The organism is Mesorhizobium sp. WSM4313, from assembly GCF_002294725.1.
Lineage (GTDB): Bacteria > Pseudomonadota > Alphaproteobacteria > Rhizobiales > Rhizobiaceae > Mesorhizobium.
On the sequence record NZ_NSFT01000003.1, the window covers coordinates 202,360 to 218,587 of the forward strand.

Annotated in this window: 20 protein-coding genes; 6 read left to right on the forward strand and 14 right to left on the reverse strand. The window is 64.5% G+C overall.

Annotated elements, in window-relative coordinates:
• Window positions 1-7 precede the first annotated feature (7 nt).
• The 12 genes from flgH to CK219_RS08855 form a co-directional block, all read right to left on the reverse strand.
• Complete coding sequence (flgH, locus tag CK219_RS08800) at window positions 8-712, reverse strand: flagellar basal body L-ring protein FlgH (protein WP_095766377.1); 705 nt, start codon at window positions 710-712, stop codon at window positions 8-10.
• Complete coding sequence (locus CK219_RS08805; protein WP_224524356.1) at window positions 709-1,254, reverse strand: MotE family protein; 546 nt, start codon at window positions 1,252-1,254, stop codon at window positions 709-711. Before CK219_RS08805 ends, flgH begins: the two co-directional genes overlap by 4 nt.
• A 68-nt stretch (window positions 1,255-1,322) precedes the next feature.
• Window positions 1,323-2,411 (reverse strand): flagellar basal body P-ring protein FlgI, encoded by a 1,089-nt coding sequence (locus CK219_RS08810; RefSeq protein WP_224603773.1) that lies wholly within the window; start codon window positions 2,409-2,411, stop codon window positions 1,323-1,325.
• Between the two features lie 149 nt (window positions 2,412-2,560).
• Window positions 2,561-3,085: a flagellar basal body P-ring formation chaperone FlgA gene (gene flgA / locus CK219_RS08815; RefSeq protein WP_095766380.1), complete on the reverse strand. Its 525-nt coding sequence runs from the start codon at window positions 3,083-3,085 to the stop codon at window positions 2,561-2,563.
• Window positions 3,086-3,088: 3 nt separating this feature from the next.
• A complete protein-coding gene (flgG, locus tag CK219_RS08820; RefSeq protein WP_095766381.1) occupies window positions 3,089-3,877 on the reverse strand; it encodes a flagellar basal-body rod protein FlgG in 789 nt (262 codons plus the stop codon).
• A 4-nt stretch (window positions 3,878-3,881) separates the two neighbouring features.
• Window positions 3,882-4,211, reverse strand: coding sequence for a flagellar hook-basal body complex protein FliE (locus tag CK219_RS08825; RefSeq protein WP_095766382.1), 330 nt, complete (start codon window positions 4,209-4,211; stop codon window positions 3,882-3,884).
• Complete coding sequence (gene flgC, locus CK219_RS08830; RefSeq protein WP_095766383.1) at window positions 4,211-4,627, reverse strand: flagellar basal body rod protein FlgC; 417 nt, start codon at window positions 4,625-4,627, stop codon at window positions 4,211-4,213. The genes CK219_RS08825 and flgC overlap by 1 nt, the downstream gene beginning before the upstream one ends.
• A gap of 2 nt (window positions 4,628-4,629) precedes the next feature.
• The gene (gene flgB / locus CK219_RS08835) at window positions 4,630-5,010 is read right to left on the reverse strand and encodes a flagellar basal body rod protein FlgB (RefSeq protein ID WP_095766384.1); all 381 of its coding nucleotides are present in this window, start codon (window positions 5,008-5,010) and stop codon (window positions 4,630-4,632) included.
• A gap of 195 nt (window positions 5,011-5,205) precedes the next feature.
• Complete coding sequence (locus CK219_RS08840) at window positions 5,206-5,982, reverse strand: hypothetical protein (protein ID WP_095766385.1); 777 nt, start codon at window positions 5,980-5,982, stop codon at window positions 5,206-5,208.
• A complete protein-coding gene (gene fliI / locus CK219_RS08845; protein ID WP_095766386.1) occupies window positions 5,963-7,369 on the reverse strand; it encodes a flagellar protein export ATPase FliI in 1,407 nt (468 codons plus the stop codon). Before fliI ends, CK219_RS08840 begins: the two co-directional genes overlap by 20 nt.
• Before the next feature lie 4 nt (window positions 7,370-7,373).
• The gene (flgF, locus tag CK219_RS08850) at window positions 7,374-8,096 is read right to left on the reverse strand and encodes a flagellar basal-body rod protein FlgF (RefSeq protein ID WP_095766387.1); all 723 of its coding nucleotides are present in this window, start codon (window positions 8,094-8,096) and stop codon (window positions 7,374-7,376) included.
• Between the two features lie 7 nt (window positions 8,097-8,103).
• Entirely contained in the window at window positions 8,104-9,225 is a 1,122-nt protein-coding gene (locus CK219_RS08855; RefSeq protein WP_095766388.1) for a DUF1217 domain-containing protein, read from the reverse strand.
• Between the two features lie 148 nt (window positions 9,226-9,373).
• Here CK219_RS08855 and motA point away from each other — a divergent pair, with 148 nt between their 5' ends.
• From motA to CK219_RS08885, 6 genes are read left to right on the forward strand one after another with little or no spacing between them, the layout of a single operon-like run.
• A complete protein-coding gene (gene motA / locus CK219_RS08860) occupies window positions 9,374-10,249 on the forward strand; it encodes a flagellar motor stator protein MotA (protein WP_095766389.1) in 876 nt (291 codons plus the stop codon).
• A gap of 34 nt (window positions 10,250-10,283) precedes the next feature.
• Complete coding sequence (locus CK219_RS08865; RefSeq protein WP_095766390.1) at window positions 10,284-11,219, forward strand: FliM/FliN family flagellar motor switch protein; 936 nt, start codon at window positions 10,284-10,286, stop codon at window positions 11,217-11,219.
• Between the two features lie 30 nt (window positions 11,220-11,249).
• Window positions 11,250-11,630, forward strand: coding sequence for a flagellar motor switch protein FliN (gene fliN, locus CK219_RS08870; protein WP_095766391.1), 381 nt, complete (start codon window positions 11,250-11,252; stop codon window positions 11,628-11,630).
• Window positions 11,631-11,673: 43 nt separating this feature from the next.
• Window positions 11,674-12,696, forward strand: coding sequence for a flagellar motor switch protein FliG (locus CK219_RS08875; RefSeq protein WP_095766392.1), 1,023 nt, complete (start codon window positions 11,674-11,676; stop codon window positions 12,694-12,696).
• Window positions 12,697-12,720: 24 nt separating this feature from the next.
• On the forward strand, window positions 12,721-13,803 hold the full coding sequence (flhB, locus tag CK219_RS08880; RefSeq protein WP_095766393.1) for a flagellar biosynthesis protein FlhB: 1,083 nt from the start codon (window positions 12,721-12,723) through the stop codon (window positions 13,801-13,803).
• A gap of 17 nt (window positions 13,804-13,820) precedes the next feature.
• Window positions 13,821-14,258 (forward strand): hypothetical protein, encoded by a 438-nt coding sequence (locus tag CK219_RS08885; protein ID WP_095766394.1) that lies wholly within the window; start codon window positions 13,821-13,823, stop codon window positions 14,256-14,258.
• A 161-nt stretch (window positions 14,259-14,419) separates the two neighbouring features.
• On the opposite strand, the gene CK219_RS08890 is transcribed toward CK219_RS08885, so the two are convergent.
• Both CK219_RS08890 and CK219_RS08895 read right to left on the reverse strand, forming a co-directional pair.
• On the reverse strand, window positions 14,420-15,190 hold the full coding sequence (locus CK219_RS08890; protein WP_095766395.1) for a helix-turn-helix transcriptional regulator: 771 nt from the start codon (window positions 15,188-15,190) through the stop codon (window positions 14,420-14,422).
• Complete coding sequence (locus CK219_RS08895) at window positions 15,187-15,897, reverse strand: helix-turn-helix transcriptional regulator (RefSeq protein ID WP_095766396.1); 711 nt, start codon at window positions 15,895-15,897, stop codon at window positions 15,187-15,189. Before CK219_RS08895 ends, CK219_RS08890 begins: the two co-directional genes overlap by 4 nt.
• Window positions 15,898-16,228 lie beyond the last annotated feature (331 nt).

Consider the following 16,228-nt stretch of genomic DNA (forward strand, 5'->3'; position numbering starts at 1 on the left):
CCCGGCCCTAGAAAGGAAGAACCTGGTCGAGGATCTGCTGGCCATAGGCAGGCTGCTGGACCTCGCTCACACGGCCACGGCCGCCATAAGAAATGCGCGCCTCGGCGATGCGCTCGTAGGGGATGGTGTTTTCCGCGCCGATGTCGGACGGACGGACCATGCCGGCGATTGTCAGCACCCGAAGCTCGTAATTGACGCGGACCTCCTGCGAGCCCCTGATCATCAGATTGCCGTTGGGCAGCACGTCTGTCACGACAGCGGCGACATTGAGCTCGAGATTTTCCGAACGTTTGATCTCCCCATCGGCATTGGTCTCGGTGCTGGAGCTCAGGCCGGCGTCGCCCTTGCCGCTGGTGCTTGCCTTTTCCCATCCGAGATTGATGTCATAGCCAAGCTTGCGCGCGGCGGTGCGGCTGCGGTCGTTCTGGTTCTTGAAATTGGCCTTGTCGTTGAGCCTGATGTTGACGGTCAGGATGTCGCCGGCGCGCAGCGCGCGCGGGTCGGTAAACAGCCGGCTCTGGCGATCGTCCCACAGCGAGAATTTCTTCGGCCGGGAGACAGGCGGCTCGGGGTAGCTGTAAGGGCCGGAACCACCTTCGCCGATGCCGGAGCCGACCGGCGACAAAGCGGGCTCCCTGCCGACCTCCCTGAGATCGGTACCGCAGCCGGCCAGGGTGGCGAGGGCGATCAGGGCCAGCAATTTCAACTTCATGACGGATCAACCCTTCGCGCCGCGCTGGCCATGATGCCGGTGAGCGTCGCCGCCGCCTTCTGGTCCATTTCGTTCAGGATGACGCCGGCCTTGCGCGAATCGAGCTTCATCAGGATGGCCGCCGCGAGCTCGGCGTTGACCATCGCCAGACGTTCGGCGGCGGCATCGGGCTTCATGCCGGCATAGATCTTGACGACGCCGTCTTCGGCACGCGCCAGGAACACTTCGCGGCGTTTCAGCCATTCCTCGTATTCGGCCCGCTTTGCCTCCAGCGCTTTCATGCGCTCGTCGATGCCGGCCTGCAGCTGCTTCAATTCCTCGGCCTGGAGAGCGTAGCGGCGGTCGCGCGCGGCGTCCGCGATGTTGGAACAGAAGCGCTGGATCTCGCTTTCGTCCGGCGCCTTGCCGCCTGCGAGCGCAGCCGGCTGAAGCGGCGCATTTTCATGTGTGAGCTGTGCCGGCTGAACCGGCGCCTGACCGCCCGGCAACACCTGTCGTACCTCGTCCGCATGGGCAGCGGTGCCGCCAAGCAGAGCAACCATTGCTGCGATGGCCCGGAAGCTCAGGTGACGGCGGGGTGTTAGGGAGGAAAGCGCGATCATCGGCATGCCTATTGGAGAACCAGATCGGCCTGCAAGGCGCCGGCCGATTTGATGCCTTGCAGGATGGCGATGATGCCGTCGGGCTTCACGCCGAGGCGATTGAGGCCCGAGACCAGCGTTTCGAGGTCGGGACCGTCGAGCACGGCAACGCGGGCGTCGGGCCGGCTCGCCTCGATGGCGGTGAAGGGCTCGACGGCGGTGTGACCCCTGGAGAAGGGTTCCGGCTGAACCACCTTCGGCGCTTCGGTGATGCGCACGGTGAGGGTGCCGTGGCTGATCGCCACGCGCGAGATCCTGACATTGCTGCCGATGACGATGGTGCCGGTGCGCTCGTCGATGACGACGCGGGCAGGGGCGTCGGATTCGACGACGAGATTTTCGATCTCGGCATAAAAACGCGCGGCCGAGACATTCCTCGGCCGCCTGATCTGCACCGTGCGGGCATCGCGTTCGGCGGCGACCCGCATGCCGAAGCGCTGCGAGGTGTAGTCGTTGATGGCGTCGGCGATGCGGATGGCGGTCGAGAAATCGGGATTGCGCAATTGCAGCGTCAACACGCCCTGGTCATCGAACTCGGCCGGCACCGAGCGCTCGACGATGGCGCCGTTCGGCACGCGGCCGGCGGTCGGCACGCCTTGCGTCAACTGCTCGGCCTGGCCCTGGGCGGTGAAACCGCCGACGATCACCGAGCCCTGCCCGACGGCATAGATCTCGCCGTCGGCCGCCTTCAGCGGCGTCATCACCAGCGTGCCGCCGGCGAGCGAGGTGGCGTCGCCCATCGAGGAGACGTCGATGTCGATACGGCTGCCCGACTGGACGAAGGGCGGCATGTTGGCGGTGACGATGACGGCCGCCACGTTCTTGGCGCGCGCTCGGCCGTCTTCGGTGGCAATGCCGAGATTCTCCAGCATGGCCCGGATCGACTGTTCGGTGAACGGCGAGTTGCGCAGGCTGTCGCCGGTTCCGGCGAGGCCGATGACCAGTCCATAGCCGACGAGCTGGTTGTCGCGCGCGCTCTGCAGCTGGGCGATGTCCTTGATGCGCGCCGCGACCTGACCGGGCGGCAGCGTGCTTGGCCCGGTCGAGACCCGGAACATGCGCTGGGTGGTGGCCGGATCGTATTCCGGATCGTCGTAGACACCGCCGTTTTTCTGCGCGAGCTCCCGCTTGGCCTTGGGCGTCAGCCCATCCGCGAATGCCGGCTGCAGGCCGATGGCGGCGCTCAGCAGAAGAACAAAGGCGCGCATCACGAAGCGCCGACCTTGATGGTGCCGTCGGCCATCACCGTGCCGGAGATGATCTTGCCGCTGTCGGTGTTGCGGATCCTGATCTGGTCACCGGCAGCACCTGGCTGCAGCGTGACGCCGGCGGCCGAAATGGTGAGCGCGCCGGCGGTGAAATAGACCTGGACGGAAGCGCCCTGCTCGACCAGCCAGGCGTCGCGGATGGCAGTCACCGGGATGTAGCGGCCGGGCAGCAGCGTGCGCTTGGCAACCTTGCCCTGAAGCTCCTCCGAGCGCGTCGCCATGCCGTCCGGCTTGTGCTTGCCGGGGATGAGCGTCACCTGCTTGAGCGAGGCGGGCTCGATGGTCTCGCCGGGATAGATGACCCGGTTGGGGATCAGCACGGCCTCGCCGACGACCTGGCCGGCGGCGATCTGGTTTGCCGACTGGCCGGTCGGGTCCTGCGCCAAAGCCGGCGTGCCGGCGGCCACCAGGACGGTGGCCAGCACGGCGCGACGGAGTGCGGAGGAGATCGGCCAGGCCATCATCCGTTACCTGATGTTCTTTGAGACCACCGAGGCCATGTCGTCGGCGGCCTGGATGACCTTGGAATTCATTTCGTAGGCGCGCTGCGCCGAAATCAGCTCGGTGATTTCCTTCACCGGATCGACGTTGGAGGATTCGAGATAGCCCTGCTGGATCGTGGCGAAGCCCGGATCGCCGGGGACGCCCACATTGGCCGGGCCTGAGGCGGCCGTTTCCTGGAAGAGGTTGTCGCCGAGCGGCGCCAGGCCCGCCTCGTTGGCGAAGTTGGCGATTTGAAGCTGGCCGAGCAGCTGGAGGTCCGTCTGGCCCTGGATGCGGGCGAAGACCTGGCCTGTCTTGTTGACGATCACCTCGACCGCGTCGGTCGGCACAGAGATGGCCGGAATGACATTGGCGCCGTCGACCGTCACGAGCTGCCCGGTGGCGTTGGTGTTGAAGGCGCCGGCGCGGCTGTAGAGCGTGGCTCCATCGGCGCCCTCGATCTGGAACCAGCCCCTGCCGGTCAACGCCAGGTCGAAGCTGTTGCCGGTGCTGGTCAGCTCGCCTTGCGTGTGGACGTTGCGCACCGCCGTCGTCTTGACGCCAAGACCGATCGAGACGCCTTCCGGCACCAGCGAGGTGTTGGAACGGTTGGGCACCCCTTGGGTGCGGTCGACCTGGTAGAGCAGGTCGGAGAATTCGGCCCGCGCCCGCTTGTAGCCGGTGGTGTTGATGTTGGCGATGTTGTTGGCGATGACTTCCAGGTTGGTCTGCTGGGCATTCATGCCGGTGGCGGCGATGGCAAGGGCTTTCATGACGCTAGATACTCATGCGGCTGATTTCGAGATAGGCCGAGACGACTTTGTCGCGGATCGCGATGGTGGTCTGCAGCGCCTGCTGGGCGCTCAGCACCGCATCGACAACCTGGCGCGTATCGGCGTCGCCCTTCAGGGCCTGTATCGACATCTGCTCGGCGCCCTGCAGGGTGTTGACGGTCTTCGTCGCCGCTTGGCTGAGCACCTCGGCGAAGCTGCTGCCGACGCTTTCGCCGGTCTGCGTTCCGACGCCGCCCTGCAGCAGGTTCGGTGACGCCTGCTCCGCCCCATCAACCGCCGTTTTGAATTGTATTGCCCCGATACCGCCGATCATTACTGGTTCCTCATCAGGTCGATGGTCATGGAAATCAGATCGCGAGCCTGCTTGATGACCTGCAGGTTGGCTTCATAGGAGCGGTTCGCCTCGCTCATGTCGGCCATTTCGACCAATGTGTTGACGTTGGGCATCTTGACGTACCCTTTGGCGTCGGCGGCTTCGTTGCCGGGCTGGAATTCGATCGGGAAGTCCGAAGGATCGCGGGAGATCGCGTTGACTTCCACCAGCGAGCCGCCGGTTGCGCGGTCGACCTCGGACTGGAAGGTGATGGTCTTGCGGCGATAGGGATCGGCGCCGGGCGTGCTGCCGGTCGACTGGGCGTTGGCAAGGTTCTCCGAGACCACGCGCAGCCGCTCGGACTGGGCGCCAAGGCCGGATGCCGCGACTTTGAGGGCTGCAGTCAGCGCATCCATGATCAGCTCTTCACCACCATCGTCATCATCGAGTGGAAGGCCTTGACGATCGCCGTGTTGAGCTCGAAGGAGCGGCGAACCTCGCCGGCTTTCATCAACTCCTGTTCGAGAACCACGGTGTTCTTCGACGGCATGATCGCGCCGTCAGGGTCCTCGGGCTTGACGTTGAAGCCGGCATTGGCCGCTTTGGCGCCAAGGTGGCCACTCTGCGTGGCGGCAAGCGTCACCGCGGTCCGCTCGAGGAGCTTTTCGAAGGGCTCGACGTCATTGGCGATGTAGCCGGGGGTGTTGGCATTGGCGATGTTGGAGGCAATCGCCGACTGGCGCACGGCCAGCCATTGCGACTGCCGCGTGGCGAGATCGAAAAGATTTACGGGTTCCATGGGAATCTCCCGGGCAAGTACGCGCAAGACTAGGCGGCCAGTCTTGCGTGGACCTTGCGCGGGGTGGGCTTGCGCCCTGGAGCCGGATGATTTCAGGTCTATGGACCTGAAATCTGAATCCTCTTCTAAATCAAGGAATAGAGCACGACGTCGTCCGAAAACCGCTTCACACTTTTCGGCATCATGCTCTAGCGGCTACTTCGAGAGCTGGATCACCTTATCGGCGCTGGTGACGATCACCCATTTGCCGCCGCGCTGCTCGATCGAGGCGACGCGGCTGGAATCCGGCAGGACGGAGCCGCGCTGCACGATCCACAGACCGGTATCGTCCTCGATCATCGCGCGGCCGTTGGCGGCATGCACCATCTTGAATTCCGAAGCGGCGGCCGGGAAGGGCTGTTCGCCAGGCGCCGGCGCGGGGTCGTCCTGCACCGTTCCGGTGGCAAACAGGTCGATATCGGCATTTGGAATGTCCTTGACCGTCAGCGGCCCGCTGCGTTCGGCCACAACGCCGCCACCCTCGCGTCCGGAATTGCTGCCGCTGCCGCCGAACTTGATGGCCTGAACGCCGAACTGCTCCTGGTTGAAGAAAATGTACCAGGGAAACAAGGCGCAGATCAGCCCGAGCGTGATGCCGAGCGCGGCGATGACGAAATCGCTGCGGCGATCCGCGCTCTTGTCGGCGAGGCGCGGGAACTGGGCTTTCGGCGGCTCAGGCCACTCGGTGTGAGGAAAAAGCCCGTCGAGCAACGAATCGCGACTGGCCTGTGCCATATCGGCGGTCGCCCTCGGCGGATGCGGCCTGTTGGCTCTGTTTAGAAGAGCCGTCGCCTTCTCCGTCCTGGCGCGCGCGGCTCTGTTCCTGGCAATTCTTGCTTCATCGGCAGCGGCTTTCTCCGCCGCCTCGGCCTCGGCAAGCATGTCGCGCAACATGCGCTCGGTGTATTGGAGCTCAGTCTCCTTGATCGCCATTCAGCTTCCCCTTGAGGTGGCGGGCGAGGTCGGCGAACGGATCGGCCGATGCGCGGTCTCTCGGCGATTGCGTGAGCGCCTCATAGATCAGCGGCACCTGGCGCACCGCGATGTCGAGCTCGGCATCGGCGCCGCTCTGGTAAGCGCCCAGCAGACGGATGTCGCGCGTGTCCTCGAAGCGCGCGATCATCGATTTCAGCCTTGTCACCAGGATGCGCTGCTCCGCGCTCCAAGCCTTGTCGGCGAGGCGCGAGATCGACGACAGCGGATTGACCGGCGGATAACGACCCTGCTCGGCAAGCGCGCGGTCGAGCACGACGTGGCCGTCGAGGATGCCGCGCACCGAATCGGCGACCGGATCGTTGTGGTCGTCGCCGTCGACCAGCACGGAAATGATGGCGGTGATCGAACCCTTGCCTTCGGCCCCCGGCCCGGCTCGTTCGAGCAGCTTCGGCAGGTCGGTGAAGACCGAGGCCGGATAGCCGCGCGCGACCGGCGGCTCGCCGGTTCCCGTCGCCACCTCACGCAGCGCATGGGCGAAGCGGGTGATGGAATCCAGCACCAGCAGCACGCGATGGCCCTGGTCGCGGAAATGCTCTGCCACGCACATGGCGGTGTCGGGCGCGCGCCGGCGCATCATGGCGCTTTCGTCGCTGGTGGCGACGACGGCGACGGTCTTGGCCATGCTCTGGGCGCCGATCGTATCCTCGAGGAATTCGCGCACCTCGCGGCCGCGCTCGCCGATCAGCGCCACGACCACCGTATCGAAGGCCTCGGCGCCGGCCAGCATCGCAAGCAGCGTCGACTTGCCGACGCCGGAGCCGGCGAAGATGCCGAGCCGCTGGCCGAAGCAGAGCGGCGTGAAGATGTCTATGACCCTGACGCCGGTGAGGAAGCCGGTGCCGACGCGCTGACGCGCCAGGGCGCCGGGCGTCGCGCGATGCGCGACCTCGGCGGCATTCGGCCTGATCAGCGGCGGTCCGCCGTCAATGACGCGGGTCAAGGCATCGATGGCGCGCCCGCGCCAGGAAACATGCGGTGCGACCGCGAGCGGGCCGCGGCGGAAAACGACGTCGCCGATGCCGGCGTCGGCGCTGCGCTCGAAAGGCGCGACCACCACCTCGTCGCTGCCGATCTTGACGATCTCGCCGCGGCGTGCGCCGGCCTTGCCGCGCTGCTCGACGATGTCGCCGAGCCTGGCAATCCCGGACAGGCCGCGGACCTTGTAATGCGTCGGCGAGATCTCGACGACGCGGCCGCCGCGTGAAAGCAGCGCCTGCGGATCGTCGAACCGCCGCCAGACGCGTTCGAGCGCGACCAGCCTGTCGGTCCGTTCGGTGGCCGGCGGGTTGTCGGAAGCGCGCAACAGGGACGAGCCGGTCGTCATGCCGTCACTTCGAGCCGAGCGTCTTGATCGCGTCGTCGGTGGAGGAATCGGTCTGCCGCATCAGCGCCGCCGTGTTCTCGAAAGCGCGCTGCACCTGGATCAGCCGAGTCATTTCCAGCACCGGGTTGACGTTCGACTCTTCCAGAAACCCTTGGGCGATACCGACGTCCGAGCGGTCGGTGACGGGTTCGGGCGTGCGCGCCGGAACGACACCCGAATTGCCATAGCGGACGAAATTCTCGCCGGGGTCGAAATTGTAGAGGCCGATCGCGCCGACCAGTTGATCGTTCTGCCTGAGCGAGCCGTCGGCGCCCGCCTTGGGCGGGCCGTTGCGCGGATCGAGCTGGATCGGGGCGCCGCCGCCGTCCAGGACGGGGTAGCCTTCGATCGACATCAATTCGCCGTTCTCGTTCATGGAGAAGCGGCCGTCGCGCGTCATCACCGTGCCGGCGGGCGTCTCGATGGCGAACCAGGCGTCGCCCTGGACGGCGAAGTCGAACGGGTTGCCGGTTTCGGTCAGCGCGCCATGCGCGCCGGAAAGATAGGTCTTGCCGGAGGAGGCGAAGGAAACCGACTTCGGCCCGGTGCCCGAAACCATATCCTCGAATTTCACGCCGGTGGCGCGAAAGCCGATTGTCGAGGCGTTGGCTACGTTGTCGGCGATGGTGTCGAGACGGCGCTCGAGCGCGATCTGCGAGGAAAGGGCGACGTAAAGGCTATCCTGCATGATCTTCTCAGAACTTCAACTGCTGCATGGCCATCATCAAATCGGTGGAGATGCCGACACTGGTCGGCTGCGCGAAGAGCACACTGACAGACGTCACCGCCGTCGAGGTCGGGTGGTTGATCTCGTACATGCTGGTGAAGCGAGTCAGGAATTTGGTGAGCTTGTCCGGATCGATGAAGTCCTTGATGTCGAGCTTCTGCTCAAATAGCTGCGCCTGCTTGTCGATATCGGCGGTGGCGAAGGAATCGGGCAGGCCGAGCGCGGTGCGGACCACGCTGGCTAAAGCGGTGTCGGCGAGCACGTCGTACCAGCTGGTGATGTCGGGTGCCTTGCGCTGGAAATAGAGCGCCAGCCGCACGCCTTCATTGGTCTTGCCGGCATCCTCCTCCAGCGTCTGGCGCATGTACATGTCGACGGTCGGCTGCTGCGCCGGAACATAGGTGGTGGCATTTGCGCCGTACTGCTCGAAGTTGAGGGCCGAGGCCAGCCCGGCATAGGCCTTGTTGGTCTGCTTGTTGGCAACGCTGTCCGGATCGCGCACACCGCCCTCAAGGACCTGCCTGATCAGGTCCTTGTCTTCGGTGGCGGAGTCGAGACCGAACGCGGCCAGCGCGTAGGTGTAGAGGCGGTCGTTCGACATCAGGTCGTCGACCGATTTCACCTTGGTGATGTTGGCGAGATAATATGTCGTCTCGCCCTTCACATAGTCCGAATCCGGGTCGAGACCGGCGATCTCAGCCTGCATTGCGTAGTTCTTCGTGACCAGCTGCTGCGCCGGATTGTAGACCGTCGCATCGGCGCCATCCGCCGCGAAGTTGAAAGCGCGGACGAATTGGGCGTAGCGCTTGTCGGTCAGCTTGTTGGCGAAGCTGTCGGGATTGGAGACGCCTTCCTTCAGCGCCTTGACCATAAAGGCCTTGGCATAGTCCATGTTCTCCAGCCCGTAGGCCTTCATGGCGTATTTGAACAGGCGGTCGTTGTTGACGAAATCGTCGATCGATTTCACCTTGGTGATGTTGGCCAGATAGTATTGGGTATCGCGATCGACCGTCGGCTGCTGCTCGATGCGGGCGATAGACTTAGGGATGTCTTTGGCGATCAACTGGTAGCTGATGTAGGTGCTAAGCAAAGGGCATGCCTCCGGCCGAAGCTATCCCCGCACAATAGCGTCACTTCCTTGCGCGAAGCTGAATCGCGTTCGATGCCTTCGATTCAAGCCTCACACAAGGCACGAGGACTATCCCTGATCCACGATGTGACATGCGGAAGGACCTGTCGTGGGCATTCTGATCGGACTTGTGGTGACGCTCGGCTGCGTTCTCGGCGGCTTCATGGCCATGGGCGGCCATCTGCATGTGCTGCTGCAGCCGTGGGAAGCGGTGGTGATCTGCGGCGCCGCGCTCGGCACCTTCCTCGTCGCCAATCCGATGAAGACGGTCAAGGATACCGGCAAGGGCATTCTCGAAGCCTTCAAGCAGGCGGTGCCGAAGGAGCGCGACTACCTCGAGACGCTGGGCGTCCTGCACAGCCTGATGCGCGAGCTGCGCTCGAAGTCGCGCAGCGAGGTCGAGGCGCATATCGACAATCCGGAGGAGTCGGCCATCTTCCAGGCCTTTCCGACCGTGCTGAAGAACCACGACCTGACCCATTTCATCTGCGACTACTGCCGCATCATCATCATCGGCAACGCTCGCTCGCATGAGATCGAGGCGCTGATGGACGAGGAGATCCAGACGATCCGTACCGACAAGCTGAAGGCCTATCACGCGATGGTCGCGGTCGGCGACGGCCTGCCGGCGCTGGGCATCGTCGCGGCCGTGCTCGGCGTGGTGAAGGCGATGGGTGCGCTGGACCAGTCGCCGGAAATCCTCGGCGGCCTGATCGGCGCGGCACTCGTCGGAACCTTCCTCGGCATCTTCCTGTCCTATGCGGTGGTCGGTCCGGTTGCCACGAAGATCAAGACGGTGCGCGAAAAGAAGAACCGCCTCTACATCATCGTCAAGCAGACGCTGCTTGCGTATATGAACGGGGCCCTGCCGCAGGTGGCGATCGAATTCGGCCGCAAGACCATATCCTCTTACGAACGTCCGACGATCGATGCGGTGGAGCAGAGCACCATGAACGCCGGCACCGCCGAGAAGAAGGCGGCCTGAGCATGCTCCATCGCAGACAGGGCCGCCTGCCGTCATGACCAGTCCGGCCAGTCCGTCAGAAACGCGGGCCTTGATCATCGAGCGGCTCGTCGGCGACAGCGGCGAGGCGGCGCAGGTGATCGGCGTCGGCCGCGGCATGGCCGAGCGGGCGCTGCCGTTGCTGCAGAAGGCGCTTGTCGCAGAACTCGGCGCGGCGGTGACCGTCGATCTGCAAGTGGTAGAGGTCGGCCGCGTTCCAGAGGCGCGGTCGCGCGCCGGCGATGCCTTCGCGCTGACCATCGTATCCTCGCCGGCCTCGGCCGACGCCATGACGCTGGTGATGGATGCGCATGCGGTGGCCGTCATGGTGAGCGCGCTGTTCGGCGGCGATCCCGACCAGCCGGTGGCGCCGATCGAGCGCGACCTGTCGCAGATCGAGGCCGATGTCGCGACCATGGTGTTCCAGGAGGTCGCGGCGGCGCTCAACGGATCCGGCAAGCGCTCGCTCGAGCTGCGCCTGCCGGTGCCAAAGGCGACGTCGGGCGGCGAAGCGAGGCGGCGCGTGCTGCGCGACGGCGCCGCGGTCCGCATCGTGTTCGGTGTCTCCACGCCGACCGATACCGGCACCATCACGGTGATGATTCCGCAGCGCGTCCTTCTGTCTACGCGCGGAGCCACCGCCAGAACCGAAGAAGGCGAAGCCAGTGAATTCGACTGGCGGGCCCGCTTCTCCGAAGAGGTGATGCGCTCGACCGTCCGGCTCGAAGCGACGATGCCGCTCGCCCGGCTGACGCTCGGCGACCTCGCCGCGTTCGAGCCCGGCCAGGTGATCGAATTGGAGGAGAACGCCCAGCTCAACGCCAAGCTCAGCGCCCGCGACAAGACCCTGTTTGTCTGCGAGTTCGGCAAGCTGGGACAGAACTACACCGTCCGCATCAGCCATCCGCATGATGCCGGGCAGGATTTCATCGACGGACTGTTGCCGGGCTGACGCCAGGCACGGGATTCATGGAGACGACAGATGGCAAAAACCAAGGTGGAAGCCGAACCCGATCAGCCCGACGAGCAGCTCGACCGCGCCATCGAGGAACTGCGCGGCGTGCTGCGGGAAGAGGAGAGGCGTCCGGACGCCGCCCTTCAGTCGAGCGCCAATTCCTCGATCATCATGACCATTCCGGTCGACGTCCAGATCATCCTCGGCAGCACGGAGATGCCGGTGTCGGAGCTGATGGCGCTGCAGAAGGGTTCCACGGTCGCGCTCAATCGCCGTATCGGCGAGCCGGTCGACGTCGTGGTCAACGGCCGCAGAATAGCGCGCGGCGAGATCACGGTGCTGGAAAGCGATCCGACGCGTTTCGGGATCCGGCTCACCGAAATCATCGCCGCGACGAAGAGCGCCTGAGAATGGCCGGCGGGCGGACCAATCGGCAGCGAGGACAACACGCATGACGACGGCATTGGCGCTCACACGTCCGCAAAAGGCGGCGGCCATATTGGTGGCCATGGGCAAGCCCGCGGCCAGCCGCCTGCTCAAATTCTTCAAACAGGACGAGCTGAAGGCGCTGATCGAGGGCGCGCGTCTCCTACGCACCATTCCGCAGGCTGATCTGGAACGGATCGTCGCCGAGTTCGAAGCCGAGTTCACCGAGGGCGCCGGCCTGCTCGATTCAGCCGACCGGATGGACACGATCCTCAACGAATCGCTGTCGCCCGAGGAAATGAGCGCCATCATGGGCGACAAGAAATTCGAGCCTGTCCCGGAAGGACCTGCGCCGATATGGCCGGACCTAGAAAAGCTCGAGCCGGCGCGCCTTGGCAGCTTCCTTGCGGGCGAGCATCCGCAGACATCGGCCATGGTGCTGTCGAAGCTTGCGCCGCAGACAGCCGCTAACGTGCTGCTCACCATGGAAAAACCGATGCGCAGCCAGATCATCAAGCGCATGGTGACAATGGCCAACATCCCGGACGCGGCATCGCGGATCGTCGAGAACCAGCTGCGCGTGAGCGTGCTGTCGCAGAAAGCCAGCCGGGACACCACTGCCGGCCAGGAGCGCGTCGCCAGCATGCTCAATGAAATGGCGAAGCCGGAACTGGACGACCTTATGCAGGACCTGGAGGAAGCCGGCACGCCAGATCTCGCCGGCGTCAGGTCGCGGCTGTTCGCCTTCGACGATCTGCCGCTGCTGCCGCAAAAAGCCCGGGTTCTGCTGTTCGACGGATTGTCGACGGAGCTCGTCACGCTGGCGCTGCGCGGCGCGCCGCCGGAACTCGCCGAATCGGTGCTCTCGGCGATCGGCGCACGCTCCCGCCGCATGATCGAATCCGAGCTCGGACAAGGATCGGAAGGCATTGCCCTTGCCGACATCATGGCGGCGCGCAAGAGCATATCGGTCGCGGCCATCCGGCTGTCGCGCGAAGGGGCTTTCGAGCTGCCCTCGACGCAGACCGCCACCGCCGAAGCCGCCTGACGATCATAGCCCGGTCAGGACGCCATGGCTGAAGCGGTCGACAAGGATTCCAAAACAGAGGAAGCCACAGAAAAGAAGATCCGCGACACGATCGAACAGGGCAAGCTGCCCCATTCGCGTGAGACCGCGATCTTTGCCTCCTTCCTCGCCATACTGGTTTTCGCCGTCTTCTACGCCAAGGACGCGATCGTCGATCTCGGCATGTTCCTGTCGACGTTCCTGGAAAAGCCGGAAGCCTGGCCGATGGACACCGAGACCGACGTCATCTCGCTCTACAAGCAGGTCTTGGTCGAGATCGGCGGCGCTGTCGTCAGCCTGCTGGTGCTGCTGACGGTTGCCGGCATCGGCGCCTCGGTGTTCCAGAACATGCCGCAAATCGTCGGCGAGCGGATCAGGCCGCAACTGTCGCGCATCTCGATCGCCAAGGGCTGGAGCCGGATGTTCGGCGTGCAGGGCTGGGTCGAATTCCTGAGATCGCTGGCCAAGCTCGGCTTCGCTATCGCGGTGTTGACCTTCACGCTCTCGGAAGATCATCGCAAGCTGCTCGCCGGCATGATCACCAATCCAGCCTCGTTCGGCCTGGTCATACGCGGCATCTTCGTCGACATATTGGTGGCGATCGTCTTCGTCATGGGGCTGATCGCGGTGGTCGACATCGTCTGGTCGCGTTTCCACTGGCGGCGTGACCTGCGCATGACCAAGCAGGAAGTCAAGGACGAGCTGAAGCAGTCGGAAGGCGATCCGATCGTCAAGTCGCGGCTGCGCTCGCTGGCGCGCGACCGGGCGCGCAAACGCATGATGACGGCCGTGCCGCGCGCGACGCTGGTGATCGCCAATCCGACGCACTATTCGATCGCGCTGAAATATGTGCGCGAGGAGGATTCCGCGCCGATCGTGCTGGCCAAGGGACAGGACCTGGTGGCGCTCAAGATCCGTGAGATCGCCAGGGAGAACAACATCCCGATCTTCGAGGACGTGGCGCTCGCGCGCTCCATGTACAAGCAAGTTTCGGTTGATAGCGTGATCCCATCGCAATTCTATCAGGCGGTCGCCGAGTTGGTGCGGATCGTCTACTCGAAGAAGGCAGCGCGAAAAGCAACCCAATGAACGGACGCCGCTAACCCATGGACCGGCAACCACACGCCAATTCCCGCGAGCTGATCGTCGCCAGCGCCATCGAGCCCGTGGTGGGCGAATTGAGGCTCATCGACGTTGCCGACTATATCGCCTTCATCCGGCTTGAGCATTTCGCCTGCCTCTCGGACCTAGTGGATTCGGCGGCCGAGCTCTACTTCCGGCCGGGCATGCTGCGGCTCGGCCATGGCGGCGAGGCGCATGTCGACTGGAGCGGCAGCCCGCGCATCGTGCTCGACCTCGAGCTTCGGCCGCGCGGCGTGACGGTCTATTTCCAGCTTACGCTGATCGAGCACGAGGCAGCTGTGACGGTCAACTACGTGTCGTTCGAGAAGCCTGGCGAGACGCCCGAGCACAACACGGCCTTGCTCGAGGACGCGATCGAAGAGGCTCGCATCCGCAGGACCGAGCCGCTGGCATTCCCCTGAGATTGATAGCAGGCGAGCCAACCTAAAGCGCGTCGCAATCTTTTGGATTCGCTCCCTGCGCTTTAGGCTTTTGATTTTGCGCATGTCTTTGCCCCGAAACCAGTTCCCACTTTCGGGAGACATGCTTTAGCCGCGGCATGTTCAGCGCCGCAGGCGTGACGTCACTCGATCAAGCCGAGCCGCAACGCCTTGGCGACCGCCTGGTTGCGGTTCACCGCGTTGAGCTTCTGCGTCGACTGGGTGAGGTACTGGTTGGCGGTATGCACCGAGAGCTTGAGGAGCTTGGCGATCTCCTCGCTGGTGTTGCCGTTGGCGGTCAGCTTCAGGCATTCCAGCTCGCGCTTGGAGATTGAACGCGCCCTGCCGGTGTCGCCGGGGCGGATGCGGGCGACCGCCGCGAAAAGCGCGAAGGAGCGGGCGTGGATCTCGCACAGCGTTTCGTCGGACAGCGCGATCTCCGAGCCGAGAAAGACGACCAGACCGCATTGGCCGCGATCGGCATGCACCGGAAAGGCGATGCCGTTGGTGCCGGGCGCCAGCGGCGTGGTCGGCTCCGCCCAGGCGAGCGAGTGGAAGACCTGCCGCGATCCGGCGCTGCCGTCGTCGGCCCACCAACGCGGCGCCGTCGAGAGCCGGCTGTGGCGCACCATGTCCTCGCCATTGGCGCCGGAGATGAACTTGGTCGCGACCGCGGTGCCGGGATAGTCGGAATCGAAACACGCCACGAGACGTTCGCGCTCGGGCGAGGGGCTGACGAAATAGAGGCCGAACGCCGAGGCATTGATATCGACCGCAATCCAGCGGCAGCGACGCACGGCATCCGGAATGGTGACCGCTTGATGGGTCTCCGAGCCGAGCGAGAAGGCGCCGAACGGATTGCGCTGATCGTTGAAAAGGGCGGCGGCCGCCTCTTTGACCTGTGCGTGCTTCAAATGATGCCGCTCCTGATCGCGGTCGCGATCGCCATCGCGCGGTTGCTGGCCGCGAACTTCTGGATGGCGTGCGTGATGTAGCTGTTGACGGTGTTCGACGAGACGCCGAGGATGACAGCCACCTCATCGGTGGTCTTGCCTTCCGAGACCCAGAACAGGCACTCGCGTTCGCGGTCCGACAGCGGATCCTGCATGGATGCCGCCGCGATCAGCTGCGGGATGCTGGAAAGCGCATAGCAGCATTTGAGCTGTGCCTTCATCAGCGCAGCCAGGTCGATCCTGCCTGCCTCGGCGGCCGAGAACAGCACGAACAGGCGCTGCCGGCCGACATTGAGCCGCAGCGAATAGATTTCGGCGTGGCCGAGCACGTCGAGCAGGCGGGCTTCCTCGCCGGTCAGCAACGCGCCGGCGTCGGGCGCGTGCGCCGCCACCAACGGCTTCGGGCGTACGCCCGGCGCCACGGTCAAGGGGCCCAGCGCCAAATTGGCGATCAGCCTTTTGCCGATCAGCTCTATGGCGTCGAAGATCCAGTTGGAGGAGACGATGCGCGCATCGTTACGGTCCTGGTCATGCACGATGGCGACCAGCATGTAGCTGTCGGCGCCGATATCGGCGGCGAGCTGCATGAAGAAGCTGGTGAGATCGCCGCGCGACGTCAGGCGCGAGCCTGAAGCGTCGGGTTGGAGAAGCGCGGCGGGACTGCTCATTTTAATTCTTGGATTCTTGCCGGAATCGATCCTTGTGCCCGGTGCTGGCGAAGCCAACGGCCGGACCCGAAACGCGTCACGTTTACGAAGACACACTCACGGGCGCGAACGGCGCCCAACCGCGCCGAATCCTTCTAGGGAACGCGAAACCGTCCGCGTCTGGTGCCGGCCTGACGCCGGACTCGAGACTTTGGGTGGTCGCCGCGCCCCCGTGGACCGGCTGATTCGGGTCTAATCTACCCGCAGATGAATCTGACATCAAACGCGATTTGACAAAATCGAATCCGATGGACTCGCATTGCGACTCAGCAGCCGGTCTTCGCGTTATTTG

What these genes read in the sequence shown, in the direction of transcription:
- flgH (WP_095766377.1), bottom strand. Translation starts at nt 712, where the DNA reads ATGAAGTTGAAATTGCTGGCCCTGATCGCCCTCGCCACCCTGGCCGGC.
- CK219_RS08805 (WP_224524356.1), bottom strand. Translation starts at nt 1,254, where the DNA reads ATGGTTGCTCTGCTTGGCGGCACCGCTGCCCATGCGGACGAGGTACGA.
- CK219_RS08810 (WP_224603773.1), bottom strand. Translation starts at nt 2,411, where the DNA reads ATGTTCCGGGTCTCGACCGGGCCAAGCACGCTGCCGCCCGGTCAGGTC.
- flgA (WP_095766380.1), bottom strand. Translation starts at nt 3,085, where the DNA reads ATGATGGCCTGGCCGATCTCCTCCGCACTCCGTCGCGCCGTGCTGGCC.
- flgG (WP_095766381.1), bottom strand. Translation starts at nt 3,877, where the DNA reads ATGAAAGCCCTTGCCATCGCCGCCACCGGCATGAATGCCCAGCAGACC.
- CK219_RS08825 (WP_095766382.1), bottom strand. Translation starts at nt 4,211, where the DNA reads ATGATCGGCGGTATCGGGGCAATACAATTCAAAACGGCGGTTGATGGG.
- flgC (WP_095766383.1), bottom strand. Translation starts at nt 4,627, where the DNA reads ATGGATGCGCTGACTGCAGCCCTCAAAGTCGCGGCATCCGGCCTTGGC.
- flgB (WP_095766384.1), bottom strand. Translation starts at nt 5,010, where the DNA reads ATGGAACCCGTAAATCTTTTCGATCTCGCCACGCGGCAGTCGCAATGG.
- CK219_RS08840 (WP_095766385.1), bottom strand. Translation starts at nt 5,982, where the DNA reads ATGGCGATCAAGGAGACTGAGCTCCAATACACCGAGCGCATGTTGCGC.
- fliI (WP_095766386.1), bottom strand. Translation starts at nt 7,369, where the DNA reads ATGACGACCGGCTCGTCCCTGTTGCGCGCTTCCGACAACCCGCCGGCC.
- flgF (WP_095766387.1), bottom strand. Translation starts at nt 8,096, where the DNA reads ATGCAGGATAGCCTTTACGTCGCCCTTTCCTCGCAGATCGCGCTCGAG.
- CK219_RS08865 (WP_095766390.1), top strand. Translation starts at nt 10,284, where the DNA reads ATGACCAGTCCGGCCAGTCCGTCAGAAACGCGGGCCTTGATCATCGAG.
- fliN (WP_095766391.1), top strand. Translation starts at nt 11,250, where the DNA reads ATGGCAAAAACCAAGGTGGAAGCCGAACCCGATCAGCCCGACGAGCAG.
- CK219_RS08875 (WP_095766392.1), top strand. Translation starts at nt 11,674, where the DNA reads ATGACGACGGCATTGGCGCTCACACGTCCGCAAAAGGCGGCGGCCATA.
- flhB (WP_095766393.1), top strand. Translation starts at nt 12,721, where the DNA reads ATGGCTGAAGCGGTCGACAAGGATTCCAAAACAGAGGAAGCCACAGAA.
- CK219_RS08885 (WP_095766394.1), top strand. Translation starts at nt 13,821, where the DNA reads ATGGACCGGCAACCACACGCCAATTCCCGCGAGCTGATCGTCGCCAGC.
- CK219_RS08895 (WP_095766396.1), bottom strand. Translation starts at nt 15,897, where the DNA reads ATGAGCAGTCCCGCCGCGCTTCTCCAACCCGACGCTTCAGGCTCGCGC.